The organism is Pseudomonas sp. GM48 (assembly GCF_000282335.1).
GTDB lineage: Bacteria > Pseudomonadota > Gammaproteobacteria > Pseudomonadales > Pseudomonadaceae > Aquipseudomonas.
Genome location: NZ_AKJM01000084.1, coordinates 1 through 16,975 on the forward strand (window position 1 = coordinate 1; position 16,975 = coordinate 16,975).

The 16,975-nt window shown below is 59.5% G+C and carries 19 protein-coding genes and 1 tRNA gene; 15 read left to right on the plus strand and 5 right to left on the minus strand.

The features are described 5' to 3' along the window. On the plus strand, positions 1–1,205 hold a 1,205-nt coding region (locus PMI28_RS13465; protein WP_007987380.1), incomplete at its 5' end, for a glycosyltransferase family 39 protein. Positions 1,206–1,223: 18 nt separating this feature from the next. Here the strand turns inward: PMI28_RS13465 and PMI28_RS13460 are convergent. Together PMI28_RS13460 and PMI28_RS13455 are read right to left on the minus strand one after the other, a co-directional pair. Beyond that, the gene (locus PMI28_RS13460; protein ID WP_007987382.1) at positions 1,224–1,982 is read right to left on the minus strand and encodes a slipin family protein; all 759 of its coding nucleotides are present in this window, start codon (positions 1,980–1,982) and stop codon (positions 1,224–1,226) included. A gap of 2 nt (positions 1,983–1,984) precedes the next feature. After that, the gene (locus tag PMI28_RS13455; protein WP_033063360.1) at positions 1,985–2,518 is read right to left on the minus strand and encodes an NfeD family protein; all 534 of its coding nucleotides are present in this window, start codon (positions 2,516–2,518) and stop codon (positions 1,985–1,987) included. Between the two features lie 199 nt (positions 2,519–2,717). On the opposite strand from PMI28_RS13455, the gene PMI28_RS13450 reads away from it, so the two are divergent. The 11 genes from PMI28_RS13450 (at position 2,718) to PMI28_RS13400 (ending at position 11,835) form a co-directional block, all read left to right on the plus strand. Continuing rightward, complete coding sequence (locus tag PMI28_RS13450) at positions 2,718–3,179, plus strand: aminoacyl-tRNA deacylase (RefSeq protein ID WP_007987387.1); 462 nt, start codon at positions 2,718–2,720, stop codon at positions 3,177–3,179. Between the two features lie 132 nt (positions 3,180–3,311). After that, positions 3,312–3,557 carry a DUF2789 domain-containing protein gene (locus tag PMI28_RS13445; protein WP_007987388.1) on the plus strand — a complete coding sequence of 82 codons (246 nt, stop codon included), beginning with the start codon at positions 3,312–3,314 and terminating at the stop codon, positions 3,555–3,557. A gap of 81 nt (positions 3,558–3,638) precedes the next feature. Beyond that, a complete protein-coding gene (locus tag PMI28_RS13440; protein ID WP_007987390.1) occupies positions 3,639–3,884 on the plus strand; it encodes a type II toxin-antitoxin system prevent-host-death family antitoxin in 246 nt (81 codons plus the stop codon). Continuing rightward, on the plus strand, positions 3,874–4,155 hold the full coding sequence (locus tag PMI28_RS13435; protein ID WP_007987392.1) for a type II toxin-antitoxin system RelE family toxin: 282 nt from the start codon (positions 3,874–3,876) through the stop codon (positions 4,153–4,155). Before PMI28_RS13440 ends, PMI28_RS13435 begins: the two co-directional genes overlap by 11 nt. Positions 4,156–4,287: 132 nt before the next feature. Continuing rightward, complete coding sequence (locus tag PMI28_RS13430) at positions 4,288–4,716, plus strand: MarR family winged helix-turn-helix transcriptional regulator (protein ID WP_007987395.1); 429 nt, start codon at positions 4,288–4,290, stop codon at positions 4,714–4,716. After that, positions 4,713–6,785 carry an FUSC family protein gene (locus tag PMI28_RS13425; protein ID WP_033063361.1) on the plus strand — a complete coding sequence of 691 codons (2,073 nt, stop codon included), beginning with the start codon at positions 4,713–4,715 and terminating at the stop codon, positions 6,783–6,785. The genes PMI28_RS13430 and PMI28_RS13425 overlap by 4 nt, the downstream gene beginning before the upstream one ends. Beyond that, a complete protein-coding gene (locus tag PMI28_RS13420) occupies positions 6,782–6,991 on the plus strand; it encodes a DUF1656 domain-containing protein (protein ID WP_007987399.1) in 210 nt (69 codons plus the stop codon). Before PMI28_RS13425 ends, PMI28_RS13420 begins: the two co-directional genes overlap by 4 nt. Beyond that, positions 6,988–7,875 (plus strand): efflux RND transporter periplasmic adaptor subunit, encoded by an 888-nt coding sequence (locus tag PMI28_RS13415; protein WP_007987400.1) that lies wholly within the window; start codon positions 6,988–6,990, stop codon positions 7,873–7,875. Before PMI28_RS13420 ends, PMI28_RS13415 begins: the two co-directional genes overlap by 4 nt. Beyond that, a complete protein-coding gene (locus PMI28_RS13410) occupies positions 7,872–9,320 on the plus strand; it encodes an efflux transporter outer membrane subunit (RefSeq protein ID WP_007987402.1) in 1,449 nt (482 codons plus the stop codon). Before PMI28_RS13415 ends, PMI28_RS13410 begins: the two co-directional genes overlap by 4 nt. A 91-nt stretch (positions 9,321–9,411) precedes the next feature. Next, positions 9,412–10,047, plus strand: a complete 636-nt coding sequence (locus tag PMI28_RS13405; RefSeq protein WP_007987404.1) for a hypothetical protein — start codon at positions 9,412–9,414, stop codon at positions 10,045–10,047. 282 nt (positions 10,048–10,329) lie between these two features. Next, positions 10,330–11,835, plus strand: a complete 1,506-nt coding sequence (locus PMI28_RS13400) for a YdgA family protein (protein WP_007987405.1) — start codon at positions 10,330–10,332, stop codon at positions 11,833–11,835. A gap of 67 nt (positions 11,836–11,902) precedes the next feature. Here PMI28_RS13400 and PMI28_RS13395 read toward each other — a convergent pair whose 3' ends face one another. Continuing rightward, positions 11,903–13,432, minus strand: a complete 1,530-nt coding sequence (locus PMI28_RS13395) for an FAD-dependent oxidoreductase (protein ID WP_007987407.1) — start codon at positions 13,430–13,432, stop codon at positions 11,903–11,905. A 141-nt stretch (positions 13,433–13,573) separates the two neighbouring features. On the opposite strand from PMI28_RS13395, the gene PMI28_RS13390 reads away from it, so the two are divergent. Further along, complete coding sequence (locus PMI28_RS13390) at positions 13,574–14,134, plus strand: YbhB/YbcL family Raf kinase inhibitor-like protein (protein WP_007987408.1); 561 nt, start codon at positions 13,574–13,576, stop codon at positions 14,132–14,134. Positions 14,135–14,189: 55 nt separating this feature from the next. After that, positions 14,190–14,462 carry a hypothetical protein gene (locus tag PMI28_RS0128570; RefSeq protein ID WP_033063362.1) on the plus strand — a complete coding sequence of 91 codons (273 nt, stop codon included), beginning with the start codon at positions 14,190–14,192 and terminating at the stop codon, positions 14,460–14,462. A 227-nt stretch (positions 14,463–14,689) separates the two neighbouring features. Here PMI28_RS0128570 and PMI28_RS13385 read toward each other — a convergent pair whose 3' ends face one another. Further along, positions 14,690–15,697 carry an Abi family protein gene (locus PMI28_RS13385; RefSeq protein WP_007987412.1) on the minus strand — a complete coding sequence of 336 codons (1,008 nt, stop codon included), beginning with the start codon at positions 15,695–15,697 and terminating at the stop codon, positions 14,690–14,692. A gap of 152 nt (positions 15,698–15,849) precedes the next feature. Next, positions 15,850–15,926, minus strand: a tRNA-Arg gene (locus PMI28_RS13380). A 349-nt stretch (positions 15,927–16,275) separates the two neighbouring features. Here PMI28_RS13380 and PMI28_RS13375 point away from each other — a divergent pair. Continuing rightward, positions 16,276–16,975: aldehyde dehydrogenase family protein (locus tag PMI28_RS13375; protein ID WP_007987415.1), on the plus strand; the 700-nt coding region annotated here is incomplete at its 3' end.

Below are 16,975 nucleotides of genomic sequence, written 5' to 3' on the forward strand. Positions count from 1 at the left end.
GGCTCGCCACCCGCCGTGCCGCGATATTGGCCGGTTTCCTGTTGGCCTTGCTCCCGACGGCGGTGCGCTATAGCCAGGAAGTGCGCATGTATTCGCTGCTGGGCCTGTGGTTGCTGGGGGCAACCATTGCGCTGGTGTACTGGATCCGCAAGCCGCAGTGCCGGCGCTACCTGGTGATGTATGTCGTGCTGATGAGCGCGGCGTTTTACACACATTACTTCACGGCCCTGTGCGTACTCTGCCATTGGTTGTACCTGGGGATCATCCGCGTGCAGCCGGGCCATCGTCTGCGGCACATCCAGCGGGGTGACTGGTGGCTGGCCAATGTGGCTATCGTGGCGCTGTATCTGCCGTGGTTGCCGGGGTTTGTCGACCTGATACGGCACCTGGATCAGCTCAAGGCCAATGGCGACGTTGGCTGGGAACTGCCCGTCAGCCTGGATTCCTTACCGTCGATGGTCTGGTCGTTGCTGACCCAGGACGACGGTGAAACCCTGCCGCCCCTGGTATTTATTGCCTTGCCGCTGACCTTGCCGGTATTGGCGTGGGTGGCGCTGGCGCGTGATCGCAGTGTGTTTCGCGGCAGTGTGTTGCTCGCGGTCTATACCTTTGTCCCGATGCTGTTGGTGTTTGCGGTGTCGTTTTTTTCGCCGATATTCATCGAGCGCTACCTCACCGCGTATGCCCTTGGCCTGCCGTTGCTGGCGGCATTGGCGATCGACCGCTTGTACAACGGCTCCCGGGTGCTGGCCTTGACGGTGCTGGTGCTGTTTGTCGGTGTTGAACTGGTGGGCCTGAAAAACAATGCCACGGTGGACGTCCATGATCAGGTCAATGTGCTGGTGGATGACGTCAATCTGCATTTTCAGCCGGGGGACCGGATCGTCACCAGCGACATGCTCTGGTACTTGAGTTACGTCTACTACAACCGCACCGAAACTCAGCCTCTGCTGTACACCCCGCCACGGGCCGATGGCACTTCGAGCCGGCCGAACGAATATGGTTTCGGTACGTTGACTACGCCAGACGTGTATCTGGACCACTTGAGCGATCTGCCCAAGGGCACTGAACGAATCTGGTTGATCGGCACCGCTGACGTGCCGGACGAATTCGAACCTTTGCCGGCGCAATGGCATATCGGTCGTCAGATGAAGGCCGGTGGTGCCGCTGCGAGGTTGTACCTGTCCGGCAATAACGGGCAATGAGTGAAGTCATCGCAACCGTCAGGATTTCGACGACAAGTCCGCCATGCCCTTGAGCAACTCGATCGGCAACGGAAAAACGATGGTCGAGCTCTTGTCGCCGGCAATCGAACTCAGGGTCTGCATGTAGCGCAACTGCATGGCCCCCGGTTGGCGACCAAGCATTTCGGCGGCCTGCATGAGTTTTTCCGACGCCTGCAATTCGCCTTCGGCGTGGATCACCTTGGCTCGCCGTTCCCGTTCGGCTTCGGCCTGCTTGGCGATGGCGCGGATCATCGATTCATTGAGGTCCACGTGTTTGATCTCGACGTTGGCGACTTTGATGCCCCAGGCGTCAGTCTGGGCGTCGAGCACTTGCTGGATATCGATGTTCAACCGTTCACGCTCGGCGAGCAGTTCATCCAGTTCATGTTTACCGAGCACCGCCCGCAAGGTGGTTTGAGCCAATTGGCTGGTGGCCATCAGAAAGTCTTCGACCTGGATGATCGCCTTTTGCGGATCGAGCACGCGGAAATACAGCACCGCATTGACCTTCACCGAAACGTTGTCGCGGGTGATCACGTCTTGCGCCGGTACGTCGAGGACCACCGTGCGCAAATCGACGCGAACCATTTGCTGGACCGCCGGAATCAGCAGGATCAGGCCGGGGCCCTTGACCTGCCAGAAGCGCCCGAGCTGGAACACCACCCCGCGCTCGTACTCGCGCAGGATGCGAAACGTCGCCCCCGCCAGTGCGATGAGCAGCAATAGCAGCGCGACAAGACCCACTTGCAAACCCATGACTATTCTCCACCCGGCGCCGCGTCAGCCGCGGCCACTTGCAGCAGCAAACCCTTGCGTCCCACCACCCGCACCGGTTGCCCGGGTTGCAGCGGCGTCGCGCTGAGCACTTGCCATCGTTCTCCTTGCAGATGCACCCAGCCGCCATAGGCGTTGCCGGCCTGCAATGACGTCACCGCCGTCACGCTGCCGACCAGCCCGGCATCACCGCTGACGGTGTGGCGCGGTCGGGTCTTCAGGGCGTGGACCACCAGGTAGATCAGCAACAGCGCGCTGAGTAGTCCCAGGCCGATCATCAATGGCACGGGCACTTCGGTGTTGGAAAGGATCACCGCGCCGATCACGAACATCACGATGCCGCCCAGGCCGATCACGCCGTAATTGGGCAGGGCCGCCTCAGCGATCAGGAACGCGAGGCCGAAGGTGATCAGCCAGATCCCGATGGGGTTGGGCACTAGCAACACAACTGTGTCGGTGGCGCAGGCCGATCCGCTCAACGCCAACAGCAACGCAACTGCACAGCAACGCATGTTCACTTGACCCTCCGGGAGAGTCGTGGAGTGATTCTGTACACAGTTTAGTTGAGCCTCGGCCGGTATGAATTTTGCTCAATTGCCGTCGGCGTCCGATGGGCGGATTTCCCGCCGGAACGCGCTGACGGGCCTAGACTTTTACTACGCAAGCAAAGCTTTAATCATCGTCTGCCAGCGGTCATGGCGGACACCGAGGTGCATCATGCGTATGGCAAGAACCGTGCAGCGAAGCCTGGAGAAGGCTCAATGCGAATATGACATCGTCAGCCACCCACACTCGGCCAGCAGTCTTGAAACGGCGCGGGTCGCAGGCATTCCTGCCGAACGGGTGGCCAAGTCGGTGATCCTCGACGATCACCATGGGCATTATCTGATGGCCGTGCTACCCGCCAGCCGTCACCTTGACCTGAGCAAAGTCCGCAGTAGCGGTGAATGGCAGGTTTCCCGCGAAAGCAACCTGGCGCACCTGTTCGAAGATTGCGAACGCGGTGCCGTACCGGCGCTGGGTGAGGCCTATGGGCTGGAGGTGGTTATCGATCCTCTGCTGACCCGGCAGAAAGACATCTATCTGGAGGCCGGCAACCACGTCAACCTGGTACGTATGGACGTGCCCGAGTTTCTGAAAATGGTGCCGCATGCCGAGGTGCGGGAGTTGAGTCATTGAGTTTTGTTTCGTCAATGCTGACGTCATTCGCGGGCAAGCCCGCTCCCACAGGGACTGCGATTAACCTGTGGGAGCGGGCTTGCCCGCGAATGACCGCGCAGCGGTCCCTTGATAAGTTCACCGGAGTTCGTCATGGAAAACCCGACCCACAACCTGCCTTCGCTGTTCAAACAACTTGGCCTGCCGGATGACGCCGAAAGCATCGATAAATTCATCGCGACCCATTCACCGTTAAAGCCGGATCTGCAACTGGCGGATGCGTTCTTCTGGAGCAAGTGCCAGGCGGATTTCCTGCGAGACGAGATTCTCGATGACGCGGATTGGGCTGAGGTGGTGGATCAGCTGGATGTGATGTTGAGGAAGGGGCGGGGGGCGTAAAAAGTGATAGGCGGCGGTCCACCGAGGTTGCTCTGATCAAAATAATTGACCAGAATTAAGACCTTATTTGAGGTCTTAATTATGCAAAGTGTTCTGGCCAACATGGCTGTCAGTGTGTCTGAACTAAAGAAAAACCCATCTGCCGTTTTGAATGGCGCCCATGGAGGGCCCGTCGCAGTGCTCAATCACAATCGCGTCATGGGTTACATGGTTCCTGCCGATGTGTTCGAAGCCATGATGGAACGTCTGGATGATTTGGAGTTGGCGGAAATCGTGCGTTCTCGTCGTCATGAAACGCCGATCCCGGTAACCCTGGATGACTTATAAGCTCGAATTTTTGCCGTCTGCACGCAAAGAATGGGACAAGCTGGGGCATACGCTGCGTGAGCAATTCAAAAAGAAACTGTCAGAGCGCGTTGAATTGCCTCGAATCCAGTCTGACGCGCTGCATGGCATGCCTGACTGCTACAAAATCAAATTGAGGTCATCGGGATATCGACTCGTCTACGAGGTAATAGATGAGCGCGTCGTCGTTTCTGTCGTTGCAGTAGGAAAGCGCGAACACAGTGAAGCGTATGAGCGTGCCAAGAAACGTTGATGGCTCTTTGCAGGTTGCTGTTACGAATTTGTTTCAAAACTTGACGGAAAATCCTCTCCAGTGCGATATTGATAGTTAGCAAACTAACAGTGTGTGTTTTCCCTCGTGCCGAATAACCTCGACGTTCTCCAGATGAACATCAGCAGCGCCATGGTGGTGGCCGCCAGGCATTGGCGCAAAATCTGCCAGACCACGCTGGTCAACTATGGAATCTCCGAAGCCTGCGCCGTTCCGCTGTTGATGATCGGGCGTCTGGGTGAGGGCGTGCGCCAGGTGACGGTGGCCCAGGCCGCCGGGATGGAGAGCCCCTCGCTGGTACGTTTGCTCGATCAGCTGTGCCATGACGGTTACGTTTGCCGCACCGAAGACACACAGGACCGCCGCGCCAAATGCCTGAGCCTGACCGAAACCGGCCGGGACCTGGTGCAGGCGGTTGAAGTGGAACTGGTGCGCTTGCGCCACGAAGTACTTGGAGGCATTGACCAGAGTGATCTGGAAGCTACGCTGCGGGTACTGAGAGCTTTTGAAGCGGCCACGCCGCCATCGGTGGCCATTTCTTGAACGGATTTTTCTCTGGCATGCCACCGGCGCGGGACTGGTTCTACGGCGTGCGCACATTCGCTGCATCGATGATCGCGCTGTATATCGCCCTGCTCATGCAAATGCCGCGTCCGTACTGGGCGATGGCCACGGTGTACATCGTTTCCAGTCCGTTTCTCGGCCCTACCAGTTCCAAGGCGTTGTACCGGGCGGTCGGCACCTTTATCGGCGCTGCGGCGGCGGTTCTGTTCGTGCCGATGTTTGTGCAGAGCCCCTATGTGTTGGTGGTAGTGATTGCCCTGTGGACCGGCACGCTGCTGTTTCTGTCCCTGCATTTGCGCACGGCCAACAACTACGCCTTGATGCTCGCCGGTTACACCTTGCCGTTGATCGCCCTGCCAGTGGTGAATAACCCGCTGGGGGTGTGGGACGTGGCCGAAGCACGGACCGAAGAAATCTTTCTCGGCATCGCCGTGGCGGCGGTGGTCGGTGCCATGTTCTGGCCGCGGCGCCTGGCGCCGGTGTTCAATGATTCTGTGAGCAAATGGTTTGCCGATGCATCGACCTACAGCCTGCGCTTCCTCAGCCGCAACGTGCAGCCTGAAGAAGTCAGTGCGTTGCGTGCATCGATGGTTGCCACGTTCAACTCCCTGGAATTGATGATCGGTCAGTTGCCCCACGAAGGCTCGCGTCCGCAGACGGTGCGCAACACCAAGGAGTTGCGCGGACGGATGATTCACCTGCTGCCAGTGATCGATGCCCTCGACGACGCACTTTATGCCTTGGAACGGCGCACTCCCGAGCTTGTGGACAAGTTCGCACCGTTGTTGACCGCCACCACCGAATGGCTCGGGCACAAGGATGCCGATCTCGACCGCTGGCAAGCCCTGAAGGATCAACTTGAGGCCCTGCAACCTGCTCCCGAAGCACTGGATGATCGCAAGCAATTGCTGTTCTCCAACGCCATTTACCGCCTCGGCGAGTGGATCGATTTGTGGCAAGACTGCCGCAGCCTGCAATACGCCATCCAGTGCGAAAGCCAGGACAGCTGGCGCGCGGTGTATCGGCACTGGCGGCTGGGACGGCTGACGCCGTTTCTGGATCGCGGCCTGATGTTTTATTCCGCTGCGTCGACGGTCACGGCAATCATTGTCGCCTCGGTATTGTGGATTCTGCTGGGTTGGACCGATGGCGGCAGCGCGGTCATTCTGGCGGCGGTGGCGTGTAGCTTCTTCGCCTCGATGGACGACCCGGCGCCGCAGATTTACCGGTTCTTTTTCTGGACGGCGATGTCAGTATTGTTCGCCAGCCTTTATCTGTTTCTGGTGCTGCCCAATCTGCATGACTTTCCGATGCTGGTGCTGGCGTTCGCCGTACCGTTCATTTGCGTCGGCACCCTGACCGTCAAACCGCAGTTTTACCTGGGCATGCTGCTGACCCTGGTCAATACCTCGTCCTTTATCAGTATTCAGGGTGCTTACGACGCGGATTTCCTCAGTTTCGCCAACTCCAACCTGGCCGGTCCCATGGGGCTGCTGTTCGCGTTCATCTGGACCCTGATCGCCCGGCCGTTCGGTGCTGAACTGGCGGCCAAGCGCCTGACCCGATTCAGCTGGCGTGACATCGTCGGCCTCTCTGAACCGGCCACGCTGTCTGAGCATCGGCTTCTGGGCATACGGATGCTCGATCGGCTGATGCAGCATCTGCCGCGCCTGGCCATGACCGGCCAGGACTCCGGCGTGGCGCTGCGGGAAGTGCGAGTGGCACTGAATCTGTTGGACCTGCTCGCGTATACGCCGCGGGTCCTCGGTGTGCCGCAGGTGCTGCTGCGCCAGGTGGTGGCCGAGGTGGGCGAGTACTTCAAGGCCTGTCTCAAGGCCGGTGAACGCTTGCCGGCACCGAGCCCGTTGCTGATGACCCTCGACCGCACGCGTCGCGCCCTCAGCGGTGCCGGCGATGATGAAACCCGTCGGCATCTGCTGCACGCCCTGAGCGGCTTGCGCCTGGCACTGTTGCCCGGCGTCGAATTCGTCGGTGCCGCCGAGCCGGAAGAACCGCTTCCCCATGGCATTGATGGAGCGCCTTTATGATCGGTGACCTGGATCTCAGCGGAGTGTTCCTGCCCACGCTGCTGGTGCTGATGGGCATTACGTATGTGTTGTACCTGTTGGTGCACGGGGTGCTGACGCGCCTGCACTTTTACCGTCTGGTCTGGCACCGGGCATTGTTCAACGTGGCCCTCTACGCCTTGCTGCTTGGCGCTGTGGATTCACTCAGTCGATACCTGATGACATGAAAAAACCCTTTCTAACCCTTGGTCGCGTGGTGTTGACCCTGCTGATCGTGAGCTTCGCCGTGGTCGTGGTCTGGCGCATGGTGATGTATTACATGTTTGCACCCTGGACCCGCGACGGACACATCCGTGCCGACATCGTGCAAATCGCGCCGGATGTCTCCGGGTTGATCCAGCAAGTGGAAGTGCGCGACAACCAGTTGGTCCAGCGCGGCCAGGTGCTGTTCAGCATCGATCCGGACCGCTTCAAGCTGGCGCTGCGCCAGGCCAAGGCGGCCGTTGCCGACCGCGAAGAAACCCTGGCCCAGGCCCAGCGCGAAGCCAAGCGAAACAAAGGTCTCGGCAATCTGGTGCCGGGTGAACAACTGGAAGAAAGCCAGTCAAAAGTCGCCCGCGCCCAGGTGGCCCTGATGGAAGCCCAGGTGGCGGTGGACAGCGCACAACTCAACCTCGATCGCTCGGTGATCCGCAGCCCGGTGGACGGCTACGTCAACGACCGTGCGCCACGAGCCCAGGAGTTCGTCAGCGCCGGGCGTCCGGTGTTGTCGGTGGTCGACAGCAATTCATTCCACATCGACGGCTATTTCGAAGAAACCAAACTGAACGGCATCCATATTGGCCAAAGCGTCGACATCCGGGTGATCGGCGACAATGCGCGCCTGCGCGGGCATGTGGAAAGCATCGTTGCCGGTATCGAAGACCGCGACCGCACCAGCGGCAACAACCTGTTGCCCAACGTCAACCCGGCATTCAGCTGGGTGCGCCTGGCGCAGCGGATTCCGGTACGGATCGCCTTCGATGACGTGCCGGAAGATTTCCGCATGATCGCCGGACGCACCGCCACGGTTTCGATCATCGACGATCAGCAACGGGAGCTGGCGCAATGAGCAAGGCCTCGGGTTTGGCGGTCGCCGGTTTAGGTTTGCTGCTGTCGGCGTGCCAGATGGTCGGGCCGGATTATCGTTTGCCCGATGAGGCGGCTGTCCATCGGCCCGACTTCCAGGGCGATCTGGCGGTTGACGGTAAAACGGTGGTGTCCGCACCGGTGCCGGCCGACTGGTGGCGCCTGTATCAAGACCCGCGACTCGACCAGCTGGTACAGCAGGCCATGGCTTCCAACACCGATTTGCGCGTGGCGGCGGCCAGCCTGTTGCGGTCTCGCGCTCAGGTGGATGAGGCCGAAGCGGCAGGCGGCTGGAGCGGCGGCGTGCAGATGGGCGCCCAGCGCTTGCAGGAGTCCGGCCAGGCGTTCCTGATACCGGAAAAAGTGCCGGTGGCCAACATTGGCGACATCGGCATCAGCGCGTCCTACCAATTCGACCTGTTCGGCACCTTGCAACGCGGTATCGAAGCGGCCAAGGCCAATGCCGATGCGACGCAGGCCGCCGCCGATACGGCACGCATCACCGTAGTGGCCGACGTGGTACGGGCCTACACCCAGGTGTGCGCGGCCAATGAAGAGCGTGAAATCGCCCAGCACTCCCTCGACCTGCAAGCGCAAAGCACCACACTGATCCAGCGCCTGCGCGATGCAGGGCGTGGCGACGAAACCCAGGTCACCCGCTCGCAAACCCAATTCAAATCCCTGCGCGCTGACATGCCGCGCTATGAAGCCTCACGTCAGGCCGGGCTGTATCGCCTGTCGATGTTGTTGGCCAAGCCGGTGGACCAACTGCCGGCCGGCACCGCCACCTGCGACGAGCTGCCGAAAATCGCGCAATTGGTCCCGGTGGGCGATGGCGCAGCGTTGCTCAAGCGACGCCCGGATGTGCGGCAGGCAGAGCGGCGGCTGGCGGCCGCGACGGCCGGCATCGGTGTCGCCACGGGTGAGCTGTACCCGAATATCAGCATCGGCGCGACGATTGGTACCGTCGGTATCCTCGACGATCTCGGCGACCCGTCGACCAACCGCTGGGGCTTCGGCCCTTCGCTGACCTGGAAGGTGCCGACGAACGGCGCCCGGGCACGCATCCGCGAGGCCGAAGCGGTGACCCAGGCGACGCTGGCGCATTTCGATGGCGTGGTGCTCAACGCGATTCGTGAAACCCAGACCGGCCTCGCCCAGTACACGGCATTGCTGCAACGCCGCGACGCACTGGCCGATGCCGAGCAATCGGCAAAACTGGCGGCGGACCAGACCCATCGCTTCTTCCAGGCCGGCCGCGCCTCGTTCCTGGCGGACCTGCAGGCCACCCGCACCTACATCGATGTCACGGCGCAACTGGCGGCCGCGAACACCCAGGTTGCCGCGAGCCAGATCGATTTGTTCCTCGCGTTGGGCGGCGGTTGGGAAAGCGGACGAACGCAAGCGTCGAACTCCGGCAAACCCTGAGGCCGTTGCTATGCTTTGAAGTGTTGGAAGGGCGCTCCATGCAAAGTGCCCTTTCTTCGCACAAGGCTCGCGCAGGTCAGGGGGACCAATAATGAAAAACCCTTATGCTCTCGGCTTCTGGTGCGCCATCGTGGCATTGGTGCTGCTATCGGCCACCTATTTCTACGGCATCATGCTGGGCCACCAGATCGACAAGGCCCTGGCGTTCCTCGACAGTGCCGTCGCGCTGATTGCCGTGATGTCCGTTGCGGTGGTGGCCTGGGCTTCGGTCCAGAATCAACGCATCAAAAAAAGACAACTCGAACAAGGCAAGACCCTGGTCCTGATCTGGGATACCAAGGTGGCGTTGCGTCGGGTCGAAACGGTGTTCGACCGCTATTTCTGGGGCAGCTACTGGCAACCGGGGCGCACATTCCAGGAAGTCATGGGCGAACTGACCGGCACGCCGCTGGAAAAAAGCCTCGATACCCTGAAAAAACAATGCCTGGCGCTGGACCGACAAGTGGCTGACGACGGTCGGCACTGGCTCAGCAATGCCCGGGAACTGGCCGATGTCGCCACGGCCATGGCCCGCGAACGCTATCAACTGGACGTCTGCGATCCACGTGCGGAGGTGACGGGCGGGGCGGTGATCAACCGCGACTTCGAAGTGCTGGTGTACACCTGGACTGCGCGGCTTAAAAGCTTTGATCATCAACTCGATGAGATTGAAGTCCAATACTCCTGATCTTGTGTTGGCTGTTCTGACGCCTTCGCGAGCAAGCCCGCTCCCACATTGGAATGCATTCCTCCTGTGGGAGCGGGCTTGCTCGCGAAGGCGATTGCATAGGCGCAAAAAATCCCCAGCCCAGTGATCAACCCCATGACACTCTTTCACCTTTAATCATTGGGCCGTTCGTCGTGCCTGGTGCTAATCTGCACTCCACTTTCAGCGCAGTCGAGCCGCAACCCGTCAAGGGTTCAGGGAAGACGACCTCTCTTTCAGCAACGGACATTGAACGGGTCATACATGAATAAATCAGCAGGCGTGCTACTGGGAATTGTTGTCGCAATCGGTGCCATCAGCGCAGGCGGAGCCTGGTTCACCGGCACCAGGCTCGACGGTGTGTTGAACACCTCGATTGCCAATGCCAACAAGGAACTGCAAGCAGCCATGGTCGGTTCCAACGGCACCGCGTCGCTGGAGCTGGTGTCGCTGGAGCGTCATGTATTCAGCAGCACCGCGCACTACCGCCTCAAGGGCGAAGGTGAAATGTTCGGCGAAGCGCCAGTCGAGTTGCTGTTTGTCGATCACATCGAACACGGTCCGTTGCCGTTCTCGCGGTTGGTGTCGCTGAAGTGGTTGCCGGTCCTGGCGACCAGTCACTACGAACTGGAAAAGACCCCGCTCACCGAGAAGTGGTTTGCCGCCGCCAAGGATAAATCCCCGCTGACCGGCGTGGTCAACATCGGCTATGACAACGCCACCAACGGTACCTTCGAGTTGCAGCCGCTGGAGATGGCGCTGGATGACAAGTCGAGCATGAAGTTCTCCGGCCTGAGCATCGACGTCGCCGCCAGCGCCCAGGCGCAGAAGGTCAAGGCCAGCGGCTACATGGACAGCTTGAAGGTAACCACTGTTTCCGAAGACCAGGCACCGGTGCAGGTTGAATTGAATGGCCTGACCCTGGCCAGCAACCTGACAAAAAGTACCTACGGCTTCTACACCGGCGAGAACGTCCTTGAGCTGGCCAGCGGCAAATCGACCTTTGGCGTCAAGCAGTCGGTGCTGGACTTCAAGAAATTCGAGATGAAAAACCTGACTGAAGAATCGGGCAGCAGCGCCTCCGGGCGTGCCGATTACAAGGTCGGCGAAGTGTCCCTGAACGGCAAAACCATTGGTTCCGGTGCGCTGGCCATGAGCCTGAAGAACCTCGACATTCCGGCCACGATGTCGTTGATGCAGGTCTACCAGAGCAGACTGCAGCCGTATGAAAGGGCGGCGGCCGAAGCGACGGCGGCGGGCCTGCCGGCGCCGGAGCTGAAACTCACTGAAGCCGAAGAAGCGCTGCTCAAATCCAGCCTGGAAAAACTGCTGGCGGCCGGTCCGCGGGTGGCCCTGGAAAACCTGTCGTTCAACACTGCCAATGGCGAGAGCCGCGCCAATATGGTGCTCGACCTGACCAAGCCACAAGCCATCGACCTGCCGACCGATCAGTTGGTCAGACAGCTGATCGCACTGCTGGACTTCAAGCTGCAAGTGTCCAAGCCCATGCTGGTCGATGTACTTACCGTGCAATCGCAAATCGACGGTCAGACCGACGCCAAGCTGATTGCCGATCAGGCCAGCGCCACCGCGGACATGTTCAGCAGCATGGCGGTCGGCAGCCAACTGGCAACACTGGACGGCAATAACATCGTCACCAACCTGCATTACGCCAACAATCAGGTGGACTTCAACGGCCAGAAGATGACCGTCGAAGAGTTTGCCGGTTTTGTCATGAGTAAATTTTCAGGAACTGGCGCTACCGAATAACGTCGGCTGTTGACTCCGCAACGCCCGGCCTCTGCATCGCGCAGACGCCGGGCGTTTTGCTGTCCCTCTAGGGAACGTCACGGATCAGGCGCCATGCCTCTGCCCATGGCAACGGTTGTTTCATCCGCTCAGCGAGCATCGCCATTGCCCAGTCCATCTCGCAGGCTACTGCCGCCGACACCACACCGTTTTTTCCAAACAGGCCTATGAAAGGCGGATCGTAAGGGTCGCCTTTGAACTCGACTTCGTCCCAGGCCTCGGCGTGCCCGAGGTAGTCGTAGGTTTTACCGAAATGCCAGGTCCAGAAAAACGGCACGTCGAGGTAATGCTCGTCGCCACCGAGCATATTGGCCGCAGCGATTCGCGCCTGTTGTTGGGCCAGTCGCCAGTGTTCGATGCGCAAGTGTTGGTTGTTCAGCGGGAACGTGGCGATATCGCCAGCCGCCCAGAGGCCGTCGGCCACGCGCATTCCGCCGTCGACACGCAGTGAGTGATCCTGCTCTTTCGGCAGTCCGGTGAAGGCAGCAGTGGCTGGTGTGACGCCAATGCCGACCAGCACCAGATCTGCCGCCAAGCGTTGGCCGTTGTCCAGGCGCACGGCTTCGACCTTGTCCGTTCCTTCGATCCGCGCCGCATTGCCCTGGGTGTGAAACACGACGCCATTGGCTTCATGCCGCGCGCGAATGGCCTTGCCGACTGTGTCCCCGAACTGTTTGGCAAACGGCACTTCATGGCGGGCCAGCACCGTTACATTCAGGCCAAGCTGGCGCAGGGACGAGGCGGACTCCATGGCAATGAAACTGTCGCCGATGATCACGACTCGCTGGCCGGCGCTGGCGCTGTCGAGAATCTGCTGTGCATGGACTTTGGAGCGTAAAACGAACACCTGCGGCAGGTCGGCACCGGGCAGCGTCAGCGGTTTGGGTACGCCGCCGGTGGCCAGCAGCGCGGCGTCGTATGTCAGTGCTTGGCCGTCAGTCAGCCGCAGTGTGCGGTTTGATGCGTCCAGGCTGGCCACTTCGCCCTGCAGGCGCTCGATGCGCTGCTCGCGGTAAAACGCCTCGTCGCGCAGCGGCGGGACTTCCTGCGGCGGCATCTCCCCGGCGATCACATATTTGCTCAGCGCGGTGCGGTCGTATCCGGCATCGGCTTCGCGGTCGATCAACAGCACCCGGCCACCGAAACCTTTCTCGCGCAACGCCGCCGCTGCCGCCGTGCCTGCCGCGCCAGCGCCGATAATGATGAAGGTTCGTGGATCGTCGGCCGGCGGCGTGTGGGCGTCCGGTAATGGCTGGTCGCCGACCCAGATATCGCCGTCACGGACTTCGAGGGGATAGCGCATGAGACTGTCCAGGGCTGGCGGTTCACACAGGCCACCATCCTCGATCCGAAACTGCGCCTTGTGCCACGGGCAAGTCAGGCGCCCGTGACATATCGCGCCGTCCGCCAGCGGGGCTCCTGCATGCGGGCATTCGGCTTGATAGGCGCGCAGGTGTGCGCCCGCCCGCAACAACAGAATCTTGCTGCCCTGGACCTGCACTTCCAGACCCCGGTCTTCGGGCACATCGATGAAGCGCGCAACGCGATGCAGAGTCATGATCGCTCTCCAGACAGACGTTTCACTTAAGAGTCTGGTGCTTATCGCGAGGTTCAGCCAATTTCCCCCCTGCCACGGCGTGAACGGTCCGGCTATAGTTTGCACGCCGACGACGGCCCAACACGCACAAGGTGCTCCGGTATGACCCGATTAACCTCATTGAACCCTTGGCTCGCGGCCGTAACAGTCGCCCTTTGTGTGCAGTTCCCGGCGCAGGCCCAGGAACGCTTCACCCTGAATATTCCCGGCGTCTCGGATGACCGTTTGTTCACCTCGGCCGCTGCCAGCGATTCCGCGGGCTGTGGCGGACATAACATTTCCCCGGCATTGAACTGGAACGCCGGCCCGGCAGCCACCCAAAGCTACGCCATCGTCATGCACGACCCTGATGGCCAGAACGGCCAGGGCGTCGATCAGTGGGTGCATTACGGCATCAAGGCCGGCACCCACCAGATCCCGGCGGGCGCCGGGAGTAAACCCGGCCTTGAGGGCGTCGGCGGCACCAACAGCAAGGCAACCACCGGATACATCGGCCCTTGCCCGCCTGTCGGCGACAGCGCGCACCACTACATCATCCAGATCTACGCCCTGGACCTGGCCCCGGACGCCTTGCCCGCCGGCCTGACCCGTACGCAGTTGCTGGAAAAAATCAAAGGCCACGTCCTGAGAAACAGCAGCGTGGTACGGCGCTATCACCGCTAAAGGCTGATCGCCCCGGCGGATTTGCAGAGAACTGAAGTGCGCAGCATCCGGGGATTTGGCATCCGCCCCCGAAAGCGCGCACTATCAGGCCATAGCCGATGCGTTGGAGGATGCCGTGGCAAAAAAGATCGACCGCATCGCCCAAATGCTCAACTGCCCGCAAAAGGGTGAAGAACTGCGGCGAGCGATAACCGAGAGTCGCAAGGATTTTCTGCTGAACCAGCCGGAAGAAGACGTTGTTGAAGACGACGACCTTGAAGAGGAATTCTTTGAGGACGACGAGGATGATGACGATGAATATGACGAGTTCGACTGGACGACAGAATGAAAAAACCGCTTCGGCGGTTTTTATCGTAAGCAGGCGTTTGGACAAACCGAACAACTGACGCGGGAATGACTTACTCCCAGTAACCTGAAGCAAAGATTGCCGGTGATCCCGGTCGTTGACGATAGGTCATCAACCCTTATAATCGCCCACAACACGGCCCCTGTCGGTTGATACGCTTCGGCGCTGAGACTGCTCAGGGGTTTTTTATTGTCCCGACTTTCTGCATATCACCAGTCGTATCTCTGCCAGTCTTGATTGGTCCCCATTCCTTCCAGGCTGAGACCCAGGTGTGCCAGATCAGGAAAGTCGTTTTCCAACAGCGCCTTCAAGCGTTTCCCCCAACTCGACAATGGGTTGATAAATTTCATCAGATGCTGGGCGATGCACAAAAGCATGAACGGGCGAGCCCGGCGATATGCATCATCATGAAAGGCAGACAACGTGGGAGCCTGCTTGGCTGGTGGCAATTTCGGTTGATCAACGATGTTTCGGTTCCAAAGGCGGCTGTGATGAGCGCATACATTGCGTAGATAGTTCAGGCTGCGTAGCCAACTGGCGAAAACCCTTCCATTCGTGATGCCGTACTTTTGAGAAATAGCATCCTGGTCCGCTTCACTCATTCCAGCATAAAGCGTGGATAGCGTTCCGAAGTCCCAAACCTCGCATGCCACCCAGACCGCTAATGGAAGACCATATTTTTCTTTGTTGTGGCGAATAAAGTCTTCATTCGAGCGATTGATCAGCGCAGCGTGTTTGCCAAGCCAGGCATGATGCTTCGTCAGTCCCGTCTTGCCATCCAACTGGATAGAAAAGCTTTCATGGAACAGTTCGGGTTTGAGGTAAGCAAATTTTCCGTGTTTACCGAGACCGTGGGCAATGTCCACCCGTAGTGCAATTTCAATACGCTCCAGCGCATCCAGGACCAAAAATCGCAGCTTCTTATCAAACACGTACAATTCGACGGCATTCTGGAATGTTGTTCCTGGTTTGAATTTGTCGAGAGGAAGGCGAGTCGGTTTCGTTCTGTTTGGTTTATTACTGCCTTTTCCATCGAGTGGGCAGCAAAGCTCAGTGCGCTCCCGAAAGGCAAACCAATAGCCGCTGAGGCGGTAGTAGCCAATGCGCTCCAGGTATTCCAACGCTTTGAAGGGGTCAGTCACTTCCATTCCGCGAGCTGTCAGTAGCTCAAGCTGCTCCTGATAGCTGTGCCACGGTTTTGAATAGCCTTGTGTCATCGGCATATTCCCTCATGTGTTGGTTTATCGCGATACTGAACGCATTGAGGAAAATGCAGAATGAGGCAGGTGTTTCAACGATTGACATCGCCAAACCCAGAACGCAAAAAAGCCCCAGACCCAACGGCCTGAGGCTTTCTTGTTACAACGTATGGTGCACCAGGCGGGATTCGAACCCACGACCCCTGCCTTCGGAGGGCAGTACTCTATCCAGCTGAGCTACTGGTGCAATGCGGGCGCCATGATACTCATATGCGCTGCGGGCGTCCATGCTGCTGAATCGTCTACGTTTATTACAAGCGTAACGGGCGTTTGCTACGTTGATCAGAAAAAATGGGCAAAAGCGTCGTTTTCGTTCTTTTTTTCGAACAGGCTATTGTCCTTTACCCCCTTTGATCCTAGGATTCGTTTGAGATTTCAAACGCTCTTGTCTGGGTGCTGAACCGCACGAGTTCAATCAGTGCGCTATTTATGTGCTTCAGCCCGGTGAATGATTTCCCTGACGGCAGCCTATTGAGGCGCCTTTCTACAATCATAATTTGCTCCGTATTGTTACGGTGCTGTTAAGGAAAGCCGACATGCAGCTTAAAGACAGCCAGTTGTTCCGCCAGCAAGCCTTCATCGATGGCGCATGGGTTGATGCGGACAATGGTCAGACGATCAAGGTCAACAACCCGGCAACAGGCGAAATTCTGGGCACCGTGCCGAAAATGGGCGCGGCCGAAACCCGCCGTGCCATCGAAGCTGCTGACAAAGCGCTGCCGGCCTGGCGTGCACTGACCGCCAAAGAACGTGCGAACAAGCTGCGTCGCTGGTTCGAGCTGATCATCGAGAACCAGGACGACCTGGCTCGCCTGATGACCCTGGAACAAGGCAAGCCATTGGCCGAAGCCAAGGGCGAAATCGTTTACGCCGCGTCGTTCATCGAATGGTTCGCCGAAGAAGCCAAGCGCATCTACGGTGACGTGATTCCGGGCCACCAGCCAGACAAACGCCTGATTGTGATCAAGCAGCCAATCGGCGTGACCGCTGCGATCACCCCGTGGAACTTCCCGGCTGCGATGATCACCCGTAAGGCTGGTCCAGCACTGGCCGCCGGTTGCACCATGGTGCTCAAGCCGGCTTCGCAAACTCCGTTTTCCGCCTTCGCCCTGGCCGAACTGGCCCAGCGTGCCGGCATTCCGGCTGGCGTGTTCAGCGTGGTTTCCGGCAGCGCCGGCGACATCGGCAGCGAGCTGACCAGCAACCCGATCGTGCGCAAGCTGTCCTTCACCGGTT

Coding starts and splice junctions, on each gene's coding strand:
- PMI28_RS13460 (WP_007987382.1), bottom strand. CDS start 1,982: ATGGGTTTGCAAGTGGGTCTTGTCGCGCTGCTATTGCTGCTCATCGCA.
- PMI28_RS13450 (WP_007987387.1), top strand. CDS start 2,718: ATGCGTATGGCAAGAACCGTGCAGCGAAGCCTGGAGAAGGCTCAATGC.
- PMI28_RS13445 (WP_007987388.1), top strand. CDS start 3,312: ATGGAAAACCCGACCCACAACCTGCCTTCGCTGTTCAAACAACTTGGC.
- PMI28_RS13440 (WP_007987390.1), top strand. CDS start 3,639: ATGCAAAGTGTTCTGGCCAACATGGCTGTCAGTGTGTCTGAACTAAAG.
- PMI28_RS13435 (WP_007987392.1), top strand. CDS start 3,874: ATGACTTATAAGCTCGAATTTTTGCCGTCTGCACGCAAAGAATGGGAC.
- PMI28_RS13430 (WP_007987395.1), top strand. CDS start 4,288: ATGAACATCAGCAGCGCCATGGTGGTGGCCGCCAGGCATTGGCGCAAA.
- PMI28_RS13420 (WP_007987399.1), top strand. CDS start 6,782: ATGATCGGTGACCTGGATCTCAGCGGAGTGTTCCTGCCCACGCTGCTG.
- PMI28_RS13415 (WP_007987400.1), top strand. CDS start 6,988: ATGAAAAAACCCTTTCTAACCCTTGGTCGCGTGGTGTTGACCCTGCTG.
- PMI28_RS13410 (WP_007987402.1), top strand. CDS start 7,872: ATGAGCAAGGCCTCGGGTTTGGCGGTCGCCGGTTTAGGTTTGCTGCTG.
- PMI28_RS13405 (WP_007987404.1), top strand. CDS start 9,412: ATGAAAAACCCTTATGCTCTCGGCTTCTGGTGCGCCATCGTGGCATTG.
- PMI28_RS13400 (WP_007987405.1), top strand. CDS start 10,330: ATGAATAAATCAGCAGGCGTGCTACTGGGAATTGTTGTCGCAATCGGT.
- PMI28_RS13395 (WP_007987407.1), bottom strand. CDS start 13,432: ATGACTCTGCATCGCGTTGCGCGCTTCATCGATGTGCCCGAAGACCGG.
- PMI28_RS13390 (WP_007987408.1), top strand. CDS start 13,574: ATGACCCGATTAACCTCATTGAACCCTTGGCTCGCGGCCGTAACAGTC.
- PMI28_RS13385 (WP_007987412.1), bottom strand. CDS start 15,697: ATGACACAAGGCTATTCAAAACCGTGGCACAGCTATCAGGAGCAGCTT.